This window comes from Streptomyces sp. BoleA5 (assembly GCF_000373665.1).
GTDB lineage: Bacteria > Actinomycetota > Actinomycetes > Streptomycetales > Streptomycetaceae > Actinacidiphila.
Genome location: NZ_KB892118.1, coordinates 45,362 through 67,760, shown reverse-complemented (window position 1 = coordinate 67,760; position 22,399 = coordinate 45,362). Strand labels below are relative to the sequence as shown.

The window sequence follows — 22,399 nt, the reverse complement described above, 5'->3', positions numbered from 1 at the left end:
GCGAAGCACCAGTGCCGAGAGGGTGTCAACGGGTTGATCTTGGATTGACGGAAGGTGGCCACGTCGCCAACCGGTGAGTTGACTGCGGCATTAGCGAACTTTTCGCCCCCAAACCGTTCGCTGTCCGGCAAGACAGGCACAGACCGCGTTTCACCTGTGGTGATGCCAGCGGATGCCGGGGGCCGGACACTCAAGCGTGAGAGTCGGCAGCTCTCGTTCCGCCCTTGCCGGGAATCGTGCCGGAATTCACTGTTTCCCCGTCAAACCCATTGGCTCCGGACGGATTCGATGAGTTCATTCGACGGCCCCAAGCCCGGAGGAGCGTCATGCAGGAACCGGCGCATCAGGGCGATTCCGCCCGCACCCGGCCACGTCGCGACGAGTGCCCGGTCCCACCCGAGTGGATACTCGGCTGCGGCCCGGGCACGCGAGGTCCGGCGGTGCCTCGTCCTGAAGTCAGGTCAGTTCATCGGGTACGGGGACGCCGAGGTGGGCGAGAAGCGCGCCGACCTTGCGGTCCAGTTCGCGCCCCACTTCCGTGATCTCGGGCCGGCCGAGCGCGCTCACCGTGTCGCTGGGGCGGTCGATCGCGAACACCGCCTCACCCGAGGGGGATTCGTGGATCGTGACACGCAGGGGCGCGTACATGCCGGAAGGCCGGCTTCACCTCCATGACGTTCATCTTGGTCCAGAGTTGGAGGGGGTTGTCCCGTTCGAGAGCGGGGATCTCCACCGCGTCGACCTGGGCCCCCGCTGTCCGCAGGGCGTCGGCGGCGGCGCGTACGGTCGCCGCGGCCTCCGCATCGGTCGGGCCGAGTCCCGAGTCGACAAGCCGGCCCACGCGCACAGGACGGTCCGGCGAGGCGCCCAGGCCGGCGTCGAACGCGCGCGGAGCGGTGGAGTAGCCGTCGGCGCCGTCAGGCCCGGACAACAGTGCATACGCGAGTGCGACGTCGCGGACGCTGCGGGCCATGGGGCCGACGTGCCAGTTGCGGCGGGGCACCCGCGGCCAGATCCCCGTCATCGGGATACGTCCGTGCGTCGGCTTGAGCGCCACGACACCGGTGTCGGCCGCCGGCCCGCGCACCGAGATGGACAGGTCGGTCGCGAGCCCGAGCGGCGACATCCCCGCCGCGATTGCCGCGGACTTCCCGCCGCTCGAACCGCCGGGCGAGCGGTCGAGGTCCCAGGGGTTGTTCGCCCTGCCCGTCAGGAGGTTGTCGGTCTCGACCCAATACGAGAACTCCGGGAGATTCGTCTTCGCCAGGAGGATCGCCCCGGCCCGCTTCATGCGCGCCACCGCGGTGGCATCCGTGTCCGGTACGCGCCCCGCGAAGATCGGCGAACCCCGCTGGGTGAGCACTCCGGCGGTGTCGAACGAGTCCTTGGCCGTGAAGGGCACGCCGTGAAGCGGCCCCGCATCACCGCCCGCCGCGAGCTCCTCGTCCGCCGCCCTCGCGGACTCCAGCGCGCCGTCGGCGAGCGTGACGACGGCGTTGATCCTCGGATTGGCGGCTTCGATGCGGTCGAGGTGCGCCTGAACCACCTCGACGGAGGAGACTCCGGCGACTCCGTCCGGCGGACGGTCGACCGTGCCCACCTGCACCCCGGCGTGCGGACACCGGGACCTCGACGACCGCTGCCTCCTGAAGCGACGGCGGGTGCCGGGGAACGAGAACCCGGGCACCCGCGTCTTCGCGGTGCCTACCGGTGGTTCCGCGTCGTGGCGTTGGCGCGGTAGGGGGCCAGGAACGTGCTGAGCGCCGCGAGCAGTTCCTGCGGGGCCTCCTCGGCAACCCAGTGGCCGCTGCCCGGGACGACCAGGGACCGTACGTCGCCGGCCGCGAGCCGCATGGTGGTCGCCACTCCCTCTCCGACGCTTTGCGCTCCACCGACGGCGAGGACGGGGATGGTCAGCCGCCGCTTCACGCGGTCGGCGTTCTGCGTGAACGTGGTGTCGAGGTCGCGGTACCAGCCGAAGCTGCCGCTCAGTGCGTGGCGGTGCCAGGTGAGGGATTCGACGTAGAACCGGATGGCATGGTCGGGCAGCTTTCGCGCGGCCTTGGTGTCGAGCTGCCAGCCGAAGTAGACGTCCTCCCGCCCCGCGACCAGGAGTTCGTTGACGTCGTCGAGCCGGTTGAAGGGGAAGTGCCAGAGCATGTTGTTGGCCTTGGCGGGGCCGAGCAGAGGCGGTGAGGGCGTCACACCGGGAATGACGGCTTCCGCCACGGCGAGACGGTCGACGCGGTGCGGGTGGTCGGCCGCGAGCGCGTAGCCGATCGGCATGCCGGTGTCGTGGCCGACGACCGCGAAGCGTTCGTGGCCGAGGGTGTCCATCAGCGCGGCGAGGTCGTTCGCGAGGGTGGCGGTGTCGTAGCCGTCGCGGGGTTTGTCGGTCAGCCCGATGCCGCGCTGGTCCACGGCGATGACCGTGTGGTTCCGCGCCAGCGCCGGCATGACCATGCGCCAGGCGTACCAGTTCTGCGGCCAGCCGTGTATCAGGAGCAGGGGCGGCCCGTCGCCGCCGACGACGGCGTGCTGACGTATGCCACCGGCCTGGATGAGCCGACTGGTGAACGTCCGGCGGAACCCGTCGGGGAGCCCGGGAACACCGGACACGGAGCCGAAGCCCCTCGGGGTCTGCCGCGGAGCGGCCGTAGCGGGCGGAGCGGAGACACCGGTGAGCGCGAGACCGGCGGTGACGGCCGCCGCGCCGCCGACGAAAGCGCGCCGGGAGACCCGGCGCGGCGGCTGGTCCGAGTGCGATGACGGCGTGACGGGAGCGTTCTGGCCGGGCGGTTCGGTGGGGGAGGGGCTCACACTCGGTTCCTTCTGCGATGGTGGTCAGAGGGCGGCGGCGGGGGAAGGCGCCGGGCGACGGGGTACGGCAAATAAGAGCATATGCTCCTAATTGGGGAAGGGCAATGCGGTGTGATCCGGGTCATTCCGGATGGAGAGTCTGGATCCACGCCGGCGGGCATGGTGCACGCTCCCCGATTCGCGAGTGGTCGCTCGTGTGCCGCACGGGACGTCCGGCTCTGCGCCGCAGGGCGTCGCCTGCCGTGGCGAGCCGGGCCTGACCGCGACCGACCAACGGGGATCGGTCGCGGTCAGGACTTCGCCGAATGACCCCTTCGGATGTGACCGGGCCCCGGCACGGCAGTGTTGTCCAGGGCCGCGGTCTGCTTCGGAGGCTACTGGCGGACGTTGACGGCCTGGACCGCCGCGGACTGGGCGACGGCCAGCGGGGAGGCGACGTTGGCCGACAGCGATTCGTTGCGGGCCTTCACATGCGCGGACTTGAGCGACTTGCTGGTGAACCCGAAGTAGCTGAAGTCCGTACCCCGACCGCCGTACCCTCCGTGGCCGTAGCCGCCACCGCCGTACCCTCCGTGGCCGTAGCCGCCACGACCGTAGTCTCCGCGGTCGTAGCCCCGGCTACCGTGGCCGTCGTCCCAGCCGCACCCCGAACAGTTGGCGGGCGTGGCCAGCGCCGTACCGGCCAGAGGAACCCCTACGGCCGATACCGCCAATGCCACCGTGGCCGCGGCTCGAGCAAAACCTTTCACTGCATTCCTCCCTTGGGGATGGGAATTTCCTGATGCGAACCGAAGCTAGCCGATAGCAAGTCGGAAGTCATTCACGCTCCGCGGGGAAGGTCCGCCGAACAGGGCATCGCCGAAAAATCCACTACGGATCACGGGAGGTGACAGCGTCGAGGTTTGTGCAGCTCAGAGCCGACATCGTCCTGGTGGACGAGATTTCCCGGCTTCTGCTTCGGTACACCTTGGAGTGAACCCGGAACGGTCTCTGGACGTCGATCGAATATTGCCAGGCAGGATAAGATTAATTTATTCAAGCGAGCCGGGGCCTGGCAAAATGGGCACCATTTTGGATTCCTTGACGGGGCATTTTGGTGCAACAATCGCGACCTGAGCGGGGAAAATAAAAAAATTGGGGAACTCGAAATCTGGGGCGGTGCCCGTGTGCTGATCGGCGGACACGGCATGATGGGGATCATGAAGTCTCTCGCCGTAGCCGGTCTGCGCATCGTGGAGGGCTGGACCGCGCCCGACGGGCTCCTTCCGCCCACCGTCGCCGGCCAGGCACCGAGCGTCCCGTTTGAGGACGGGCGCGTCGAGGCCATGCTGGACTTCCTCGATCCGCAGCTGCACGAGAAGGCGAACGCCGGCTGGTACCGGCTGTCGGTCGAAGGAGGACTCTTCTCCGAGACCGACCGCAGGTTCCTGATCGCGCTCCACCCCGGCCAGGACCGCCTCGCACGGTGGCACTGCGTCGAGCTGCAGAGCGAGTGGGACATCATGGGCAAGGGTGCTGACGGGCTGCTCGGCAGTGCCCCCTGCCGGCCCGAGTTCAGGATGCTTTCCCTCGACGGGAACGTGCTGTGCTTCGCCACGACGTGGGAGCATGACATCAGTACCTCGGTGCTGAAGGCGCCGCATCGTTCGCAGGTCCTCCGCCGCTGGGCGGAGGCGCTGACGGACGGCACCATGGACGACATGGGCGATCCGGACGACACGCCACTGAGCGTGGCGGCACGCCGCTGGCTCGACACCGGTAGGAATCTGCCCGACTGATCACATGCGGCGGCCTTCATGCCCGTGCAGCGCCGGCGGGCGCGCTGCATAACGGTCGCACCTGCTCTGACCCCGCTTTGACGCGGGCGCCGGCGGAGGATCGGTGCGGGCGCCGGCCGCGTGCTGATGGGACGATGGTGGAGTCGCCCGAGATGCGGCAGCTGAGTTGACCCGTCGCACATCGCGCTCAACCGCCGATGAGCCTCGCCGTCCTGCCCTCATGCGGCCGGTCCGGTGAGTACTCGACGGTGTCCGAGGAGCAGATCCCGTGCGACCGTTCCCATGGCGGCGCCGAGCATGGGCGCCAGCAGGTAGACCCACAGGAATGAGAACTGTCCCGCGGCAAGGGCAGGGCCGAACTGGCGGGCCGGGTTGGCGCTGCCGCCGGTGCTCGCGCCCAGCAGGGTCATGGCGAGGCACACGACGACACCCACCATGTACGGGGTGAAGCGCGTCAGGTGGCCGACTGCCGCGAACACTCCCACGAGCAGCACGATGACGCCCGTGGTCACCGCCTCCGCCACGAAGAGCCCGGCGGCCGACCAGTCTGGCGCCGGCCGCAGCGCGGCATAGGTCACCGGGGCCGTTGCGGCGACGTCGCCCCACACGCCGCGCGCGGCCAGCACGCCGAGCAGGGACCCGGTGAGCTGAGCCGTGACGTAGAACCCCACCGCCGAGCCCGGGATGACTCCGAAGCGCCACATCGCGAAGGAGATCGCCGGGTTCATGTGGGCGCCGGACTGGCGGCCGAGAGGGCTGAGGACGAGCCCCACGACAAGTGCGCCGACGACCCCACCGATGATGAACAGCTGCGGGCGGGCGCCGGGAACGGCCTCGGAGAGTGCGGACGGGCCGACCACCCAGCGCACGACGGTCGTCACACCGAACAGCAGACTGAAGGTCAGTATCAGCTCCACGGCGCTCAGGCGGAGGGCCGACGGGGGAGTGCTCAACAGGACGCCTTGAAACAGGGACAGGGGGAGCCCACCTTGTCGATGGACAGCGGCACCCGGTCGGAGCGGGTTGGCGAGGTCTCAGCCCGGGCATGGCGCGCGGCGCCGTGGCGGCCTGTACCCGCGGTCAGGTGTGCAGCCGGTCCGCGATGCCGGCGGATGTGAAGGCCCGGACGAGGTCGTCCCGGTCCTCGGTGAAGTGCGCCCAGCTGTCGCAGTGCGCGGGAACGACACGCCGGGCCCCGAGGATCTGGGCGGCCGCGGCGGCACCGGCACCGTCCAGGACGACGAGTGCGCCGTCGAAGACGGGCAGCCGCGGGGCGCCGGCGAACAGAACCGCGGAGTCGACGGGGCCGAATCGATCGGCGATTTGCCGCACCACGTCCAGTGACGCGTTGTCGCCGCTGACGTAGACGGTGGGCAGGTCGTCGGAGGTCAGGACGAACCCGATCACCTCACCCGCGATAGCCTCCGCTCCTTCCGGGCCGTGGAGGGCCGGAGTGCCCGTCACGGTCACCGTGCCGCCGTCCGGGCGGGGGAGGTCGACGGACGCCCACGGGGAGAGGCCGCGAACCGTGCCGCGGAGGCGTCGCGCCCCGTCGTGGGTGGAGAGGGTGAGCGGCACGCCGTCGAGAAAGCCTCGTCCGGATGTGTCGAGGTTGTCGGCGTGCTGGTCATGGGAGAGCAGCACGGCGTCGACGGGGCCGAGTTCCTCCGGCGTGATCGGGGAGGGCGCCGTTTTGGTCAGTACCAGCCCGCCCGGCAGCTCGTAGTCGCCCGGGCCGTCGAACGTGGGGTCGGTGAGAAACCGCAGACCTCCGTACTCGATCAGAACCGTCGGACCGCCGAAGACAGTGATCGGAACATGCCGCACTCTAGAACACCTCACGGATAGGGTAGGGATAATCCGTGACAAACATACGAGTTCTCACGGATGGCTGCAAGCCGTACCATGAGGTGCATGACGGCAAGCCCCATAGACCAGCCAGAGGTGCTGCCCGCGCCGGGTGCGGAGCGGTACCCGGCGCTCGACCTCGTCAACAGCGTCGTGACCCTTCCCGGCGGCCGGTCCCTGGATCTCCTGGCCACCCCGTCCGGAACCGAGCAGTGGCTCACCGCGCACGGCCTCGCGTCGACGGGTGCCGGCCTGCAGGAGGGTGACGCTGAGCGTCTCCGCGCGCTGCGCGCACACATCCGCTCTGTGATCGTTTCGAAGGTCCACGGCCACCCGGCGTCCGAGGCCGACCTCCAAGCGGTGAACGACGCTCTCACCCGCGCGCCGGCGGCGCCCCTGCTGCGCTGGGACCCCGCACTCGGTCTGCACCGCAAGGCCGTACGCCGGGACAGCGGGATCCTCGACCACGCTCTGGCCCGGCTGGCCGCGGACGCGGCCGACCTGCTCACCGGCCCCGATGCGGAACGCCTCACCGCGTGCGACTCCGCCCCGTGCAGTCGCTACCTGCTCCGGCACGGCCGCCGGCACTGGTGTTCCACGCGCTGCGGTGACCGTGCCCGCGCCGCCCGCGCGTACGCCCGGCGCTCACGCTCCGCGACGGCTGATTGACGCAGGGGGCAAGCCGGCGGGGATCCGCCCCGCCTGGCAGGTGATCCGCCCCGCCTGGACGTGGGCCGGGACCTCGGACGCCCGGACCGCCGGGGCGCTGCGGATCCGTTCCTGCCGGGTTCGGAGAACGCCGACTCACTCCGGGGGGCGTGGCCGCCATTCAGTCCCGCATGTAATGGCAGTGCCAATTATGTGATTCCTGTGCCTTGGCGCCGGAGCCGGCGAACAGGAAGTGCCGTGCGAAATGGCGGACCTGCACGGCATGTTCACAATCATCGGGAATTCCGGCGGCCGCACCGAGTTCCTTTGATTCCGTCCGGCGCTCTCTGCTAGCGTCACCGATCGTCCTCAGGTCGATTGCGAGCGAACGCCGGACGTTGTTCGGCGTCGACAGACGGCAGGCATACCTCCGTAGAGATTCCGGAGCGCCTCGCAGAACGGCTCATGCCGTGTCAGTCAGCTTGCCCACAGGGCGACATGACCGTCTCAGACACACTCGGGAATAGTTGATGACGACGAAGAGAACCCCTCGCCGGCGGCATGCCGAACGGCGCCGGCCGCTGCTGCTCGCGGCCGCGGCACTGGCGGTGGCCGGCGCGGTGGCGGTACCGGTGTTCGCACAGGCGACGGGTGAGAGTCCGCCCGTCACATCGACGCGGCAGGCCGACTTCGCCGCGGCGGCCGCGGAGTTCGACGTGCCGGAGCAGGTGCTGCTGGCCGTGGCGTACCAGCAGTCGGCATGGGACGCGCACGCCGGGCAGCACAGCACGGATGGCGGCTACGGGCCGATGCATCTCACAGACGTGACACCGGCGATGCTCTCCGCCGGGGACGCGGGTATGGCCGGACGGGCGGACGTGGCCTCGCTCGCGGCGGACCCGGCGCTGCACACACTCCAGGCAGCCGCGAAACTCACCGGCCTGTCCGCGAAGGAACTGCGCGGCGACGCGACGGCCAACATCCGCGGCGGGGCCGCCCTGCTGGCCTCGTATCAGGAGTCGACCGGAGGCAAGGCCTCGCCGGATCCGGACGACTGGTACGGCGCGGTGGCCCGCTACAGTCAGTCCACCCAGAGGCAGGGCGCCCGGGCGTTCGCCGACCGGGTCTACGCCACGCTGAAGAACGGTGCGAAGCGCACGACCGCCGACGGGCAGCGCATGGCGCTGGCGCCCGGGACGGGGGTGGCGCCGGCCACCGGCCAGTTGGACCGACTGCGCCTCGCCTCGGCGGCGACCACCGGCACCGAGTGCCCCGCGACCGTGGATTGCACCTTCGTGCCGGCCGCCCCGTCCAACGGTCAGGTCTCCGACCGTCCGGCCAACGGGATCCGGATCGACTCGATCGTCATCCACGACACCGAGTCCTCGTACGAGTCGGCGATCGCCACGTTCCAGACCGCGGGCGGGAGTTCCGCGCACTATGTGATGCGGTCCGCCGACGGCGCGGTCACGCAGATGGTCCCCACGAAGGACCTGGCGTTCCACGCGGGCAACTACTCCACCAACATGCACTCCATCGGCATCGAGCACGAGGGCTTCGCCGCGCACGGGGCGACCTGGTACACCGAGGCCCAGTACGAGGCGACGGCGGAGCTGGTGAAGTACCTGTCCGAGCGCTTCGGCATCCCGCTGGACCGGCAGCACATCATCGGCCACGACAACGTCGTGGGCCCGACGTCGGCGACGGTGTCGGGCATGCACTGGGATCCGGGACCGTCCTGGGACTGGGAGCACTTCATGGCCCTGGTCGGCGCCCCGCTGTCCGGCAGGCACGGTGTCGGCCCGGTCGGCGGCGTCGTGACCATCGCCCCGGGCTTCGAGCGGAACCGGCAGACCGTCGAGGTCTGCCCGTCCGACGACCCGACCGGCGCCACCCCCGAGTGCACCAAGGTGACGCACGCGTCGAACTCCCTGTTCGTGCGCACCGCGCCCAGCGCCACCGCGCCCCTGTTCGGGGACCAGGCGATCCACTCCGGTGGCGACGGCACCGACCGGATCAACGACTGGGGCAGCACCGTCCAGGCCGGCCAGCAGTTCGTGGTCGCCGGCAAGCGGGGCGCCTGGACCGCGATCTGGTTCAGCGGCAGCAAGGTGTGGTTCCACAATCCGAAGGGCCGGAACACCGTCCCCGCCCACGGCGTGACCATCGTCTGGAGCGGCACGACCACCGGCACCCCGCCCGTGAAGGTGTACGGCTCCAGCTACCCGGACGCCGCGGAGTACCCGGCCGGCTACGGCGCCTCCACCCAGGCCCCGCTGAGCATGTACTCCATCCCGTCCGGCCAGGCCTACGTCGCCACCGCGGCGCCGGCCCTGACCGACGACTACTTCAAGGCCGACGGCAAGGTCGTCTTCGGCGCCAAGAAGATGTACACGATCCAGTACAACCACCGCACCGCGCTGGTCTATGAGGGCGACGTCACCGCCCAGCACCCGGCCAACCCTCCCGGCCACCGCTGAGGCACCGCGACGCAGAACCGTGTGGTGGTGTCCGGAGCGTCCACGCTCCGGACACCACCATGCGCGCTTCCACCAGTACCCGGGCCGGCCCCCCGACGGGCGGAATTCGTGACCGGTGGAGCCCGGACGCGCGCGGGCACCGCATAAAGCCTCAGGGACATGCGCGCCACGCCATGGAACATCTGCGCCACAGGCGCAATCTTCCGGTTCTCGAGGGTGAGTGGTGCGAGTTGTTGAAATCCGAACTAGTTGTTAGACTGCGGTCTCAGTGGGCCACGGCGCCGGAGCGTGCCGCCCGCGGTGAGTACGGATCGATCGGTAAGGCAGCGGTTACTCGAACCTCCCTTGGAGGGCTTTCGAAGTGATCGTGTGGGGGACACAGTGGAAGACCAGCGACCGGCGGGTTCCGCGAACTCCGAGCCGAGTTCAGGGAGCGGCGTCACATACCGGGCCGCCATGCGCCTGACCGCCGAGCAGGCGGAATCGTCGGAGCGGCATTTCCGTCACCAGGAACACAATCCGTTCGGGGAGAGCGGCCCCTTCTCGCATCTCACGCGCCTTGCCGTTCCGCACTCCGCCGCCGCACGCGGATTCCGCTTCAACGCACACGGCCAGCTCATCGACGGAATGCTGTCCGCGCAGGTCTACGTCGACTCCCTCACCGGGGTCTCCGGCAAGAACCTGTCTCAGGATCCGATCGTCGCGGACGTGGTGACCTCGGGCCGGATCGAGTTCCGGGCGGGCAAGGAGATTTACGACGTCCAGCCAGGGCAGATCTGCGTTCGCGACACGAAGGCCTCGTGGCAGTTCTCCTGCGCGCCGGCCACGAACGTGCACGTCATCGCCGTCCCGCGCCATCTGGTGCTACCGCACGTCCGATCGGGAAGGCAGTCCGGCCGGTCATGCGTAACGGACATCACCGCACCTGAGGTCCGGTTCCTCCTCAACTACCTCGAAGCCGTCAAGGGCAGCAGCCGGGAACTGGAGACATCGGGAACGGCGCGGCAGATGGCGCGTGACGCCTGCGCGAGCCTGCTCTCGAGCATCTTCTCCGACCGGCCCGGCTCGGCGCTCGCCGACGACCCGGGAGCCATCGTGACGGCTGCCAAGTACGCCATCGAACAGCATCTTGAAAGCGCGGACCTGTCTCCGGCGATGGTCGCGCGGCACGTGGGAGTGTCCCTCCGGACGCTGCACCGGAGCTTCTCGGCGGGGGACGACTCCGTCATGGCGTTCGTGCGGAGCCGTCGCCTGCAGAAGGCCCACGACGAACTCGTGGACCCGGACTCCGCGGCCGGGATCGCGGGGATCGCGGCGCGCTGGGGCTTCTCGGACACGAGTCACTTCATCAGGCGCTTCAAGTCGGTGTACGGCGCCACGCCCGCCGCATACGTGAGGGACCGCAGAGCCGCGGACGGCGGGCACGACCAGAGCCGCGACGTCCGGTAGCCGGTGCGTCGGAGGGCGTCACCGCCCTGGAGGCCCGGACTGGCGCGATATCCCGCCACCTGGACCAGCCTGTCATCGCGTTCGGCGGCGGGGAAATCGGCGACGTCGGCTGCCCGTTCCTGCCTGAGAACCGGTGGGCGCGCATGGAATTCGAGTGCCAGAACGCATTGGTCCTGGCGCGGATTTACTTCGATGAATTGTGAAGCTTGACGCGGCCGGGTTTCCAATGTCCTGGGACCGTAACCGCTCATTGCTGACGCGGTCACGGAAGTCCTTTCGTGTGGCGTCGCGTCCGCATCCTTTGTCAGAGTTGCGGTTGTGACGGGGGAGGTTCCCTTGAACCACATGGAAAGAGGTTATCGATGAAGGTCTCGACCGGCGCTCGCGTCGCACCCGTACTCGTTCTGGCGTTGGCGGCCCTGACGGCCTGCGGCCCGGAGACGGACAAGGCCGGTTCTTCGGGTTCTTCCCCGGTGGCGACCGCCTCGGACGCGTCGTCCTCGCGTGGTGATTCGTCGGCCGCATCCCAGGGGCGAGCCGGTGGAGGGGAGGGGTCCGCCGACGGGACGTCGCGTGACCGTTCGGGTGCGCGGGACACGGATTCCGGTGCGGGTCGTGACGGCGGGCCGCAGCGGTGCGCGTCCGGAAACCTGCGGGTTTCCGTGGAGAACCAGGAAAGCGGTGCCGGCACGACGCACTTCGAGCTGGTCTTCCGGAACACGGGCACCGCGCCGTGCACCCTGACCGGATTCCCCGGAGTGTCCTTTCGCGGCCGCGACGGAGCCGAGATCGGTAATTCCGCCGACCGCGTCGAGACCACGCGCGCCACGACGGTGACCCTGATCCCCAATGCCCGCGCCGTCGCCGACGCGCAGGTCCTGAACGGTCAGTCCGGACTCTCCGATGACGATTGCGGGTTGAAGAGCGTTTCGTTCCTGGGTGTCTTCCCGCCGGACTCGAGGGAGCAGATCGACGTGCCGTGGAAGGTCTCGGAGTGCAGTGTCCGCGGCGCGCACGGACTGAAGATCGGACCGGTTCACCCCGTCCGCTGACCCGGTACCGGGCGTGACGGAGCGGGAGCCGGGGCGTGGCCCCGGCGCCCGCCGTGCCGGAGCCGGAAACCCTTGACGCGCGCGGCGCGACCTCGCGCGCGCCACCGGCTCAGGCCCCGCCCGCGCGGGGTGATCCGCGACGCGTCGACGCGAGTTCGCGTTCCGGCTCACCGCGCGGCAGCCGCAAGGTGAACAGCGATCCCTCCCCGTAGGTGCTCTCGGCGGTGACGGAGCCGCCGTGGGCGTGCGCGAGGTTGCGGACGATGGCGAGGCCGAGGCCGCTGCCGCCCGTGCCGCGGTTGCGGGACTTCTCGGCCCGCCAGAAGCGGTCGAAGACCCGGGGCAGGTCCTCGGGCCGGATGCCGCCTCCCGTGTCGGCCACGGCGATGAGCACCGCGTCGTCTTCCGGGCGTGCCGTGACCGTGACCGTGCCGCCGGGCGGGGTGTGGCGGACCGCGTTGGACACGAGGTTCGCCACGGCCTGACGGAGGCGTACGGGGTCGGCGACGACGCTGCCGATGCCGTCGGCGGCGACGTCGACGGAGAGGGCGACACCGGCGTGGTCGGCGCGTCCGCCGTGCGCGGTGGCGACCTGCCGGAGGAGTTCGCCGACCTCGCACGGCACCTTGTGCAGGCGCAGCGCCCCGGCGTCCGAGGCGGCGAGGTCCTGCAGGTCGTCGACGATGTGCTGGAGGAGCAGCGCCTCTTCGAGCAGCGAGCCGACGAGTGCGCGGTCGGCCGGGACGACACCGTCGTCGGCGGCCTCGAGCCAGCCGCGGATGTTGCTCAGCGGGGTGCGGAGTTCGTGGGCGATGTCGCCCACCATCTCGGTGCGCTGCCGTTCGAGATTCGCGCGCTCCTGGGACATCTCGTTGAACACCTCGGCGAGGCGCCCGATCTCGTCCTTGCCCGTCACCTGGACGCGCGCGGCGACGTCCCCGGCTTTCACGCGCTGGGCGGCCGCCGTGAGGGCACGCAGCGGCCTGACCAGTTGCAGGCCCAGGCCCACGGTCACCACGACGGTGAGCAGGAGCACGCCGGCGACGACCCCCGCCATGCGGAGGCGGTTGGGCGCGGAGAGGTCGAACGGGGACGCGGCGGCGTTCTCCGGGGAGCCGATGAACAGCAGCGCGGCCGGGGCGACGTACGGGGCGAGCTGCTCGCGGCGGGCGCTGTCCAGGCACGACGCGACGAGCCCCTCGTCCGCCGGTTCGCGGCTTCGCGACGCGGGTGTCCATGTCAGGTCCGGCGCGAGCCGTACGGGTCCGCTGCCCCGCCTGCTGAGGCACGCGTCGACCAGGGCGCCGAGCCGGGCGAGGGCACGGGACTCGGTGCGGGTGGGCCGGTCCAGCGCGTCCTCGGCGCAGCGGGTGCCGCTGTAGCCCGGCGTGGTCACCCGGGGCCGTCCGCCGGGTTCGGTGACGGCGGTGGCGTCGATGCCGATGTCGCGCAGGCAGGTGACCTGGCGCTGCGCGAGGGCGGTCAGCCGTGTCCGTTCCGCCTGCGGCAGACGGAAGGGGCCGGCGGCGCGGGAGTCGATACGGTCGCCGCCTCCGGACCCCGCGAGCGCGGCGTCGACGGCGAGCGGGTCGACGGTCGCCGAGGCCCGGTCCGGCAGCGGGGTGCGGTGGCCGGCGTCGGCGGAGTCGGCGATGGGCCGGCGGTCCTGGGTGGTGAGGACGACGCGGTGCCCGGTCTCGCGGGCGAGGCGGTCCACGAGCGGCCGCACACCCTCCCAGCCCGCGTGCGTGGCGGCCCGGCCGAGGAGGGCTTCGTAGATCCGGGCGTCGTCGGAGATGGCCTGGCCCTGCTCCTGCCGGATCGCCCGGGTGGTCGTACGGACCGCGAGCCAGGCGGTGGCCGCGATCGAGCACACGGAGACCAGCACCGACAGCGCGAGCAGCCGCACCACCAGGCTGCTGTGGAAGCGGCGGCTCATGCGGTGTCTGACAGGACGTAGCCCACGCCGTAGACGGTGAGCAGCCGTACCGGACGGGCGGGATCGGGTTCGATCTTCCGGCGCAGGTTCATCACGTGGGTGTCCACCGTCCGCACGGTGAAGTAGCGGCCCGTGCCGTGGAGCTGCCCGAGGATCTGCTCGCGGGTGAAGACCCGGCCCGGCTGGGCGGCGAGCGTCTCCAGCAGCCGGAACTCCCCGGGGGTGCAGTCCACGCTGGTGCCGTCGCAGATGACCTCGTGGCGGGAGGGGTCGACGCTCAGCCCGCCGACGGTGAGCGTCGGGTCGGCCTCCGCGGCGGGCGGCGCGGCGGGCCGGGCGCGGCGCAGCAGGGTGCGGACCCGGGCGGTCAGCTCCCGCGGGCTGTACGGCTTCGACATGTAGTCGTCTGCGCCCAGGTCCAGGCCGAGCAGGAGGTCGTCCTCGGTGCAGCGGGCGGTGACCATGAGCACCGGCAGGTCGGATTCACGGCGCAGGATGCGGCAGACGTCGAGTCCGTCGACCTTCGGCATCATCAGGTCCAGCACGAGCAGGTGCGGCGGGTCGCGGCGCAGCTCCTCCAGGGCGGCGCGTCCGTCGTGGACGACGGTGACCGAGTGCCCTTCGTGCTCGAGGTACACCCGCAGCAGCTGCGCCTGCTTCTCGTCGTCCTCCGCCACCAGTATGTGTGCGCTCATGGCCGGGAGTATAAGTACGCCAAGTGTCGTATTTGCGGTGTCGGGGCTCTGTCCGCGGGGGACCACGGTATGCCCATCGCTTCCTGACAGGTTTCCGACATTCACCGGCCACGATCAGTCGGCATGACCCACCCACACCTCCCTCACCGCGCACTCGGCGCGGCCGCCGCGGTCGTCTGCGCCGTCCTGCTCACCGGCTGCGGCGGCTCGGCCGGGGACACCGGCACGGCGTCCGGCACGCAGTCAGGTCAGCGGTCCGGGGAACAGGACGTCGCCTCGGTGGCGACCGGCACCCCCTCGGCCTCGCCGTCGTCGCCGTCCGGGGCGCCCGCCGCCGGCAGCGAGCAGGGCCGCCCGCAGCTCCGCCTCGACAGCTCCGACGCCGAACGCGACCGCTACTGGAACGCCTACGCCACCTGCCTGAAGGACCACGGCCACAAGATGATCCTGGCCCGAGGCCCCTACTCCATCGACCAGAACGACAACAGCCCCACCGCCAAGGCCGCTCAGAAGACGTGCGCCGGCAAACTCCCCCTCCAGCCGCCCGAGTTGCGCCGCGACTCGAACCCGCACTACGACGACGACTACCGCGCCTACATCAAGTGCCTGAACTCCCGCGGGCTCAAGGTCGTCGCGCTGCCCGACAACTCCGGCTGGACCTTCGACGGCCAGAGCACGATGAGCGACACCGAGCAGACCAAGGTGGACAAGAACTGCACGATGGAGGCCTTCGGTGGCAAGAACCGCTGAGCACCGCCTCCCCAGGCGGCGTCGGCGCCGGTTCACCGTGGCCCTGGCCGTCCTCCTGACGGCCGGCGGTGCCGGAGGCGCGACCGCCGCCTGGAACACGCGGCAGGGCAGCCCGCAGACGGCGCCGGAGCACCCGGTCGAGCTCGACACCGTCAAGGTCGCCAGGACCGACCTGTCCACCGACAGGACCCTGCCCGGCACACTCGGCTTCGGCCCGCTGCGCACCCTCAAGGGCACGGGCGCCGGAGTGCTGACCGAGCTGCCGCCGCCCGGCGCGGAGGCCGTACGGGGCAAGCCCCTGTACCGGGTGGACGACCGGCCCGTCACCGTCTTCTTCGGCGACACCCCGTTCTTCAGGGCCCTGGACAAGCCGGGGCTGCGGGGGCGGGACGTGACCGTACTGGCGGACAACCTGCGAGCCCTCGGCTACGACATCGGGCACACCGCGAACCGCGCGCCCACACGCACGGGGACCGGCGGCACCGAGTTCACACCCGAGCTGAGCGCGGCCCTGAAGCGGTGGCAGGGCGACACCGGCCAGGAGGCGACCGGGACCCTCACACCGGGCCGCGCGCTCGTACTGCCCGGGCCGGCGAGGGTCAACACCGTCACCGCCGCTCCCGGCGACCCGGTCGAAGGGGAGGTGCTGACGTACACCACCACCGCGAAGTCGGTGGCACTGACCGTGGACGCCGCCGGGGTCGGCGCCCTCCGCACCGGGCAGAGCGTCACGATCACCCTGCCCGACAGCCGGGAGGTCCCCGGTACGGTCACCGCCGTCGCGCGCGCCGTCCAGGGCGATTCCGCCGACGACCAGAGCGGACAGACGGGACCTCCCACGGTCGCCGTCACCGTCACACCGCGGCACGCCGGCGACGTGAAGGGGCTGGACTCCGCCTCCGTCCAGGTCCGCTTCACTGCCACCGACCGCAAGGGCGTCCTCGCCGTCCCGGTCACCGCGCTCCTCGCCCTGAGCGAAGGCGGCTACGCGCTGCAGCGCCCCGACTCCTCCCTGGTCGCGGTGGAGACGGGCATGTTCGCCGACGGAATGGTGGAAGTCAGCGGGGCGGGCGTCAGCGAGGGCATGACGGTGGTGACCGCCTCGTGAACACCACCGGGCGCCCGGCCCCCGCCCTCGCCGTGCACGAGGTGACCAAGACCTACGCGGGCGACGTCACCGCCCTGAACGAGGTGTCGCTCACCGTGGAGGAAGGGGAACTTTTGGCCATCCTGGGACCCTCAGGCTCCGGGAAGTCCACGCTGCTGCACATCATGGGCACCCTCGACCGGCCGACCAGCGGGACCGTCGAGATCGCCGGCCACGCCGCCGCCGGACTGTCCGACCGGCGGCTGTCCGCACTGCGGGCGCGACTGCTGGGCTTCGTCTTCCAGCACTTCCATCTCACCGACGGCCTCGACGCCACGGAGAACGTCGCGACCGGCCTGCTCTACGCGGGCGTGCCGCGACGGCAACGCCGGCCCCGCGCCGAGGAGGCGCTCGCCCGGGTCGGCCTGGCGCACCGCACCCGCCACCTGCCCCAGCAGCTGTCCGGCGGCGAACGGCAACGCGTCGCCATCGCCAGGGCCCTGGTCAACGAGCCCGCGCTCGTCCTCGCCGACGAGCCGACCGGAGCCCTCGACAGCGCCAACGGGCGCGCCGTACTCGACCTGCTCACCGGACTGAACCAGGAGGGCACCACCATCGCGGTCATCACCCACGACCGGGACATCGCCGCCCTTCTGCCACGCAGGATCCAGCTGCGCGACGGCCGGATCGCCTCGGACAGCGCCACCCGCGCGGACGCCTGGAGCCCGGCATGAACCGACCGATCAGACTCTCCCCCCTCGACGTCCTGCGGCTCGGCCTGCTGGGCCTGCGCACCCGCAGGACCCGCGCCGCGCTGTCCGCACTGGGCATCGCGATCGGCATCGCCACACTCGTCGTCGTCACCGGCATCCCCGCCTCCAGCCAGCGGGCCCTCATGGACGAACTGTCGGCGCTCGGCACCAACATGCTGCGCGCACAGCCGCAACCCGACGCCGAGCAGAAGGCCCTGCTCCCCGAGGCCGCCGACGCGATGGCGGCACGCATCGGTCCGGTCACCAGCGCCACGGCGGTGGCCAACACCCATGCCACGGTGCGGCGTTCCGACCTGGCCGACCCCAACGACTCGATCGGGCTCAGCGTGCTCGCCGCCAGGACCGACCTGCTGGCCACGATCGGCGGCACGGTCCGCTCCGGCCGGTTCCTCGACCGCGCCACCGAGCGCTTCCCGACGGCCGTCCTCGGCCGGCGCTCCGCGAAGCGGCTCGGCATCGACCGCGTCGTCCCGGGACGGGAGCCCCTGGTGACCATCGGCACGCACCACTTCTCCGTGGTCGGCGTCCTCGGGCCGATGCCGCTCACACCGGACCTGGAGAGCTCCGTACTCGTCGGCTGGGACGCCGCACGCGACGTGCTCGACTTCGACGGCCACCCCACCGTGGTCTACGTCAAGGCACGGGAGTCGCGGATCGAGGCGGTACGCGACGTCCTGCCCGGCACCGTCAATCCCGAACTGCCCGGACTCGTCCAGGTCAGCCGCCCCTCCGACGCCCTGGCCGCCAAACGCGCCACCGAACACACCTTCTCCGCCCTGTTCCTGGGGCTCGCCGGGGTGGCCCTGCTGGTCGGCGGCATCGGCGTGGCCAACACCATGTTCGTCTCCGTACTGGAACGACGCCGCGAGATCGGCCTGCGACGCGCCCTCGGCGCCAACCGCCGGCAGATACGCGGGCAGTTCCTGACGGAGTCCGTGATGCTGTCCGTCCTGGGCGGGCTGAGCGGGACCGTGCTCGGCGCGGCGGGCACGGCCGGTTACGCGCTCTCGCAGTCGTGGCCGCCCGTCCTGCCACCTCTCGCGCTCGGGACCGGTCTGGCCGGCGCGATCGTCGTGGGCGCCGTCGCAGGCGTCTACCCGGCCCTGCGCGCCTCGCGGCTGCCCCCGACGGAGGCCCTGTCCGCGGTCTGACGCCGGCCCCGCGGCGCCGGGAACGACCCCGGATGAAGCGGCGACCGGTCAGGACGGGCTCGGGCTCACCTGGATTATTCAGTGTGCGGACCCCGACGCGGTGTGCGGCGTGCCCTGTCCCTCCCCACCGTCTTCCTGCTCTCCGGGCCATGCACAGAGCAACTATCCAAGGCCTCATCGGAGTTGCCGCCGCTCTGGTGGTGGTGGCCGGCTTCACCGGGTTCGCCGACGACCGTCCCGCGGCGGGCATCGGCCTCGCCGCCGGCCGGAGCGGGAACGGCACCTCGTACATCTTCGGAGGCCCGGGACGGTCCGGGAGCACGGCCGCCGTCCGCGCCTACCGGGACGTGCTCGACCACGGCTCGAACCCCAAGATCCTCACCGTCGCGCACCGGGGCCAGTGGCGGGACGCCGGAGGTGAGTGGCTGACGTACGACGTGGACGTCCCGCGCTCCGGTACGTACGCGCTGTCGGCCCGGGTGTCGTCGCCGTACACGCCCGCGGGCACCGCTCGAGCCGGTTCGCCGCTGACCCGCGCCCGGCCGGGCCCCGGGGAAGGGCCGGCCGGGACCGGGCACCGGAACGTCCGAAGTGAGCTGCCGGTGACCGGCGTCCGTCCCCTCCGTGCCGGATGGCCGCGCGGACCGGCGTCGGCTACTGGAGGGCCAGGGCTCGATGGGCGTGTTGCGCACGTACTGGTAGTCCGCAGTGCCCTCTTCGAGGGCCTGCAGCCGGGTGAACATCGCCTTGGAGACCTGTCGGATGTCGAGCGGCGTCATGCTGTCCACCGTCTCGGGCGGCACCATCGCGGAGCCCGATTCCCGCTCCGCCGTGACACTCTCACCGGCCACTGCGATCCCCATGTCAGCAACCCTCCACGTAGCCGCGTTCACCAGCGCCTTCGGCGCAGCGGTCCGCCTACCCTCGCTGGACCCGGTCACTCCACATCTGCGTGCCGCGGCCGTCGGGTGTTTGGGACACGGCCCAGCGGTCAGACGTAGTCACGGAACATGATCTCGATGGCAGGAAGGTGATCAGCATGGCCGCGGACGAGAAGGCCAAGGCGAAGACCGAGCAGGCCGTCGGCAAGGCCAAGAAGACCGCCGGGGAGGCCGTGGGCAACGAGCGGCTGACCGCCGAGGGTCGCATGGAGCAGGCCAAGGGCGACGCCCGCCAGGCCAAGGAGAAGATCAAGGACATCGGCCGGGACTGACCACCGGCATCCGGACGGTTCAGCGTGTGGGGCGGCCTTTTCGGGGCTGCCCCACACGCGTGCCGAGAGCGGATCGAGCAGCGCACACCGACCCTGACGCACTGGGTCGCCAAGGTCGACGGCGTCACGCGCGAGTTCGACGCCCGGATCAGCGAGCAGATCCCCGACGAGAGGGTCGCCTGGGCCACGGTCGGCGGTGACGTGCACCAGGCGGGGGTGGTCACCTTCCACCGCCTGGACGACCGGCACACCAAGGTGATGCTGCAGCTCGACCACGAGCCGCACGGCGTGGCCGNNACNGTGGCCGACAAGCTCGGCGTCGTCAGGCGCCAGGCCAAGGGCGACCTCAAGCGCTTCAAGGCGTACATCGAGGCCCGCGGCATGGAAAGCGGTTCCTGGCGCGGCGAGGTGTAGGGGACACTCCCGACCCGCAGGTCCCGGACACCGTCGGGTGTCCGGGACCTCAGCATGACGCGGCAGCTCCTTTCCCAGTTAAGGCCGCTCCGGGTTCCCCATGATCACGGGAGCCGTGGCGGACGACCAGCCGCGGTAGTTCGACGCCACATCCCCGCAGAAGGTCACGCATGGCGACGAGTCGCCGGGGCAGACGCGTGGTCAGGAGGTAAACACAATGGTCCCCTTGCTTTTGGTCCTGTTGCTGGCGCTGATCCTCTTCGGTGCGGGGTTCGCCCTCAAGGCGCTGTGGTGGATCGCCATCATCGTGCTGGTGGTGTGGCTCCTCGGGTTCGTCTTCCGAGCGGCCGAAGGCGGCGGGCGCCGTCGTTGGTACCGATGGTGAGCTGATACCTCCCACCAGCCAGGGTGGGGTTCGCGATGCGGCCGCGGACCCCACCCTTCGCGCTGTCCGGCCGCGTTGCGGGTAGACGTACCGGAGGCGGCTCGCCGGTATCGCGTTCGGAATCAGCGCGGACCTCCCCGGCGAGCCGTCCCCCCGAGGCACTTCACCGCCGGCCCGGTTCAGGGCTCGGGGGACAGCTGTTCGGTCGCCATGGCCACGGACCTTACTCGGCGGCCCGTTCCGGCCGGCGTCCCGCGACACCGCATGAAGCTCGGGGACCAGACGCCCGCCCCACCGCCGTGGGGCGGGCGCCCGGCGGCTCCGCTGGGGGCGGCCGCGGCCCACGAGACGCGGACCCCAAGGCCCCCGTGCCCGGGTGCAGGCCGACCGGGCACCGGCACGGACTTCCGGCTCCGGGCCGGCCTGCGTACGTTGAGACCGGACAGCTCACGGTTCTGTGACGGCCGCCGAGGTCGTCGGGCCCTGCGGCGGCGGTGTGAAGCGGGGCGCGGGACGGTGACCGCGCTCCCGCGCCCGACCACGACACGGCTCCCGTAGTGCTCGGACAGTGTGCCCTTCGGTCTCCACGGGAACTGGTTCGCCGACGACGAGATCGGTCCCAGCTGACCGGTCGGTCGCAGAACGCAGGGGGACGGCTTCCGGTGGATTCCCCTGCGAGGGGAACAGGCACTCTCCGTGATGTGACCCAGTGCTCGCCGCACCGCGTTGCCTGCGGCGAGGACTCCGCACTAGATTCTCGGTAGAAAGAACGTTCTTTCTGCATCCTGAGTCCACCGCTGCGCCCGCATCACCGTTGGAGAATCGATGTCCCACCGCCGCCCCGTCCGCCGTGTCCGTCTCGCCGTCGTCGGCGCGGTAGGCCTCGCCCTGGCCGCCGGACTGGCCACGACCGCGTCCGCCACCCAGGAGCGGCACACGAAGCCGGCGGGCAAGCCCGCGCCCAAGCCGACCGTCGTCCTCGTCCACGGCGCCTGGGCGGACTCCGCCGGCTGGACCGGTGTCGCCAAGCGCCTGCAGGCCGACGGGTACCCGGTCGCCGCCCCCGCGACACCCCTGCGCGGCCTGGCCGGCGACGCCGCCTACCTGGCCGACTACCTCAGGACGATCAAGGGCCCGGTGGTCCTGGTCGGCCACTCCTACGGCGGCGCCGTCATCACCGGTGCGGCCACCGGCAACGCCGACGTCAAGGCCCTCGTCTACGTCGCCGCATTCGCTCCCGACAAGGGCGAGAGCATCGCCGACCTGGTGGGCAGGTTCCCCGGCAGCCACCTCAGCGACGACCCGAACGCCCCCGTGCCGACCGCCCTGAACGCCGTCCCCTTCACGCAGGCGGACGGCGGCACGGGCGTCGACCTCTACATCAAGCCCGACAAGTTCCGCGACGTCTTCCTGAGCGACCGCGTCAGCAGGAGCAAGGCCGCCGTGCTCGCCGTCACGCAGCGCCCCATCACCGCACAGGCGGTCGGCGAGCCCGCCGCGCAGGCCCCGGCCTGGAAGACCATCCCCTCCTGGTACCTCGTCGCCCGCGGCGACCGGACGATACCCGCGGCGGCCGAGCGGTTCATGGCGGCGCGCGCCCGCGCCCGCACCTCCGAGGTCGACGGCCCGCACGCCGTCCACGTGACCGACCCCGGGGTCGTGACGCGCCTCATCGAGAAGGCCGCGGCGGCCACGCGCTGACCCACCCGCTGTCCCGGTGTCCTTCCTATGGGGGAGGCCGGGACGCCTCGCGCGGTGCGGAACCATGCGGCGGCCATGAGCGCGGCGACGCCGTGCTCATGGCCGCGATCGGGGCGGATCAGGGCGCCGGTGAAGGTGCGTGCGGATCCCGAACGCACACAGCCGTCGTCCCGTCGTCCTTTCACCGGCGCTGTCTACGGTGTCCCCCCGGGCCGG

General features: G+C 71.1%; 21 protein-coding genes. 13 read left to right on the top strand and 8 right to left on the bottom strand.

From position 1 onward, the window contains the following. Positions 1 to 456 precede the first annotated feature (456 nt). The 4 genes from B085_RS49605 to B085_RS50165 form a co-directional block, all read right to left on the bottom strand. On the bottom strand, positions 457 to 597 hold the full coding sequence (locus B085_RS49605) for a hypothetical protein (protein WP_018561976.1): 141 nt from the start codon (positions 595 to 597) through the stop codon (positions 457 to 459). A gap of 4 nt (positions 598 to 601) precedes the next feature. Further along, positions 602 to 1,600, bottom strand: a complete 999-nt coding sequence (locus B085_RS44045; protein ID WP_234018674.1) for an amidase — start codon at positions 1,598 to 1,600, stop codon at positions 602 to 604. Positions 1,601 to 1,704: 104 nt separating this feature from the next. After that, positions 1,705 to 2,820, bottom strand: a complete 1,116-nt coding sequence (locus B085_RS0128260) for an alpha/beta fold hydrolase (RefSeq protein ID WP_018561974.1) — start codon at positions 2,818 to 2,820, stop codon at positions 1,705 to 1,707. Between the two features lie 374 nt (positions 2,821 to 3,194). Continuing rightward, the gene (locus B085_RS50165; RefSeq protein ID WP_199789242.1) at positions 3,195 to 3,569 is read right to left on the bottom strand and encodes a hypothetical protein; all 375 of its coding nucleotides are present in this window, start codon (positions 3,567 to 3,569) and stop codon (positions 3,195 to 3,197) included. A 450-nt stretch (positions 3,570 to 4,019) separates the two neighbouring features. On the opposite strand from B085_RS50165, the gene B085_RS0128245 reads away from it, so the two are divergent. After that, positions 4,020 to 4,598: a hypothetical protein gene (locus B085_RS0128245; RefSeq protein ID WP_234018673.1), complete on the top strand. Its 579-nt coding sequence runs from the start codon at positions 4,020 to 4,022 to the stop codon at positions 4,596 to 4,598. Between the two features lie 218 nt (positions 4,599 to 4,816). Here the strand turns inward: B085_RS0128245 and B085_RS44040 are convergent, their stop codons facing one another. Both B085_RS44040 and B085_RS0128235 read right to left on the bottom strand, forming a co-directional pair. Beyond that, on the bottom strand, positions 4,817 to 5,551 hold the full coding sequence (locus tag B085_RS44040; RefSeq protein WP_037732612.1) for an MIP/aquaporin family protein: 735 nt from the start codon (positions 5,549 to 5,551) through the stop codon (positions 4,817 to 4,819). Positions 5,552 to 5,678: 127 nt separating this feature from the next. Beyond that, the gene (locus tag B085_RS0128235) at positions 5,679 to 6,425 is read right to left on the bottom strand and encodes an MBL fold metallo-hydrolase (protein ID WP_018561970.1); all 747 of its coding nucleotides are present in this window, start codon (positions 6,423 to 6,425) and stop codon (positions 5,679 to 5,681) included. Between the two features lie 87 nt (positions 6,426 to 6,512). Here B085_RS0128235 and B085_RS0128230 point away from each other — a divergent pair, with 87 nt between their 5' ends. The 4 genes from B085_RS0128230 to B085_RS47425 all read left to right on the top strand — a co-directional run bounded on the left by B085_RS0128230 (position 6,513) and on the right by B085_RS47425 (position 12,075). Next, complete coding sequence (locus B085_RS0128230; RefSeq protein ID WP_051102188.1) at positions 6,513 to 7,115, top strand: CGNR zinc finger domain-containing protein; 603 nt, start codon at positions 6,513 to 6,515, stop codon at positions 7,113 to 7,115. Between the two features lie 509 nt (positions 7,116 to 7,624). Continuing rightward, positions 7,625 to 9,574 (top strand): N-acetylmuramoyl-L-alanine amidase, encoded by a 1,950-nt coding sequence (locus B085_RS0128225; RefSeq protein WP_018561968.1) that lies wholly within the window; start codon positions 7,625 to 7,627, stop codon positions 9,572 to 9,574. Positions 9,575 to 10,030: 456 nt separating this feature from the next. Next, a complete protein-coding gene (locus B085_RS44035; RefSeq protein ID WP_018561967.1) occupies positions 10,031 to 11,023 on the top strand; it encodes a helix-turn-helix domain-containing protein in 993 nt (330 codons plus the stop codon). Between the two features lie 362 nt (positions 11,024 to 11,385). Beyond that, the gene (locus B085_RS47425) at positions 11,386 to 12,075 is read left to right on the top strand and encodes a DUF4232 domain-containing protein (protein ID WP_078620097.1); all 690 of its coding nucleotides are present in this window, start codon (positions 11,386 to 11,388) and stop codon (positions 12,073 to 12,075) included. 109 nt (positions 12,076 to 12,184) lie between these two features. On the opposite strand, the gene B085_RS44025 is transcribed toward B085_RS47425, so the two are convergent. Next, positions 12,185 to 14,014 carry a sensor histidine kinase gene (locus tag B085_RS44025; RefSeq protein ID WP_018561965.1) on the bottom strand — a complete coding sequence of 610 codons (1,830 nt, stop codon included), beginning with the start codon at positions 14,012 to 14,014 and terminating at the stop codon, positions 12,185 to 12,187. Next, a complete protein-coding gene (locus B085_RS0128200; protein WP_051102187.1) occupies positions 14,011 to 14,709 on the bottom strand; it encodes a response regulator transcription factor in 699 nt (232 codons plus the stop codon). Before B085_RS0128200 ends, B085_RS44025 begins: the two co-directional genes overlap by 4 nt. Positions 14,710 to 14,832: 123 nt before the next feature. Here B085_RS0128200 and B085_RS0128195 point away from each other — a divergent pair, with 123 nt between their 5' ends. The 8 genes from B085_RS0128195 to B085_RS0128160 all read left to right on the top strand — a co-directional run bounded on the left by B085_RS0128195 (position 14,833) and on the right by B085_RS0128160 (position 22,183). Next, entirely contained in the window at positions 14,833 to 15,459 is a 627-nt protein-coding gene (locus B085_RS0128195; protein ID WP_018561963.1) for a hypothetical protein, read from the top strand. After that, complete coding sequence (locus tag B085_RS0128190) at positions 15,443 to 16,567, top strand: hypothetical protein (RefSeq protein WP_234018672.1); 1,125 nt, start codon at positions 15,443 to 15,445, stop codon at positions 16,565 to 16,567. Before B085_RS0128195 ends, B085_RS0128190 begins: the two co-directional genes overlap by 17 nt. Beyond that, positions 16,564 to 17,280: an ATP-binding cassette domain-containing protein gene (locus tag B085_RS0128185; RefSeq protein WP_018561961.1), complete on the top strand. Its 717-nt coding sequence runs from the start codon at positions 16,564 to 16,566 to the stop codon at positions 17,278 to 17,280. The genes B085_RS0128190 and B085_RS0128185 overlap by 4 nt, the downstream gene beginning before the upstream one ends. Continuing rightward, positions 17,277 to 18,470 carry an ABC transporter permease gene (locus B085_RS0128180; protein ID WP_018561960.1) on the top strand — a complete coding sequence of 398 codons (1,194 nt, stop codon included), beginning with the start codon at positions 17,277 to 17,279 and terminating at the stop codon, positions 18,468 to 18,470. The genes B085_RS0128185 and B085_RS0128180 overlap by 4 nt, the downstream gene beginning before the upstream one ends. Before the next feature lie 1,039 nt (positions 18,471 to 19,509). Continuing rightward, complete coding sequence (locus B085_RS47420) at positions 19,510 to 19,683, top strand: CsbD family protein (RefSeq protein ID WP_018561959.1); 174 nt, start codon at positions 19,510 to 19,512, stop codon at positions 19,681 to 19,683. 24 nt (positions 19,684 to 19,707) lie between these two features. Then, positions 19,708 to 20,097 carry an SRPBCC family protein gene (locus B085_RS44020; protein WP_018561958.1) on the top strand — a complete coding sequence of 130 codons (390 nt, stop codon included), beginning with the start codon at positions 19,708 to 19,710 and terminating at the stop codon, positions 20,095 to 20,097. Positions 20,098 to 20,314: 217 nt separating this feature from the next. Then, positions 20,315 to 20,482, top strand: coding sequence for a hypothetical protein (locus tag B085_RS0128165; protein WP_018561957.1), 168 nt, complete (start codon positions 20,315 to 20,317; stop codon positions 20,480 to 20,482). Positions 20,483 to 21,307: 825 nt separating this feature from the next. Next, on the top strand, positions 21,308 to 22,183 hold the full coding sequence (locus B085_RS0128160; protein WP_018561956.1) for an alpha/beta fold hydrolase: 876 nt from the start codon (positions 21,308 to 21,310) through the stop codon (positions 22,181 to 22,183). Positions 22,184 to 22,399 lie beyond the last annotated feature (216 nt).

Bases quoted from the DNA above. Each gene is read 5' to 3' on its own strand.
- B085_RS0128165 (WP_018561957.1), top strand. From the start codon at position 20,315: ATGGTCCCCTTGCTTTTGGTCCTGTTGCTGGCGCTGATCCTCTTCGGT.
- B085_RS0128245 (WP_234018673.1), top strand. From the start codon at position 4,020: ATGAAGTCTCTCGCCGTAGCCGGTCTGCGCATCGTGGAGGGCTGGACC.
- B085_RS0128225 (WP_018561968.1), top strand. From the start codon at position 7,625: ATGACGACGAAGAGAACCCCTCGCCGGCGGCATGCCGAACGGCGCCGG.
- B085_RS0128195 (WP_018561963.1), top strand. From the start codon at position 14,833: ATGACCCACCCACACCTCCCTCACCGCGCACTCGGCGCGGCCGCCGCG.
- B085_RS44025 (WP_018561965.1), bottom strand. From the start codon at position 14,014: ATGAGCCGCCGCTTCCACAGCAGCCTGGTGGTGCGGCTGCTCGCGCTG.
- B085_RS47425 (WP_078620097.1), top strand. From the start codon at position 11,386: ATGAAGGTCTCGACCGGCGCTCGCGTCGCACCCGTACTCGTTCTGGCG.
- B085_RS0128180 (WP_018561960.1), top strand. From the start codon at position 17,277: ATGAACCGACCGATCAGACTCTCCCCCCTCGACGTCCTGCGGCTCGGC.
- B085_RS0128230 (WP_051102188.1), top strand. From the start codon at position 6,513: ATGACGGCAAGCCCCATAGACCAGCCAGAGGTGCTGCCCGCGCCGGGT.
- B085_RS44035 (WP_018561967.1), top strand. From the start codon at position 10,031: ATGCGCCTGACCGCCGAGCAGGCGGAATCGTCGGAGCGGCATTTCCGT.
- B085_RS0128160 (WP_018561956.1), top strand. From the start codon at position 21,308: ATGTCCCACCGCCGCCCCGTCCGCCGTGTCCGTCTCGCCGTCGTCGGC.
- B085_RS0128200 (WP_051102187.1), bottom strand. From the start codon at position 14,709: ATGAGCGCACACATACTGGTGGCGGAGGACGACGAGAAGCAGGCGCAG.
- B085_RS47420 (WP_018561959.1), top strand. From the start codon at position 19,510: ATGGCCGCGGACGAGAAGGCCAAGGCGAAGACCGAGCAGGCCGTCGGC.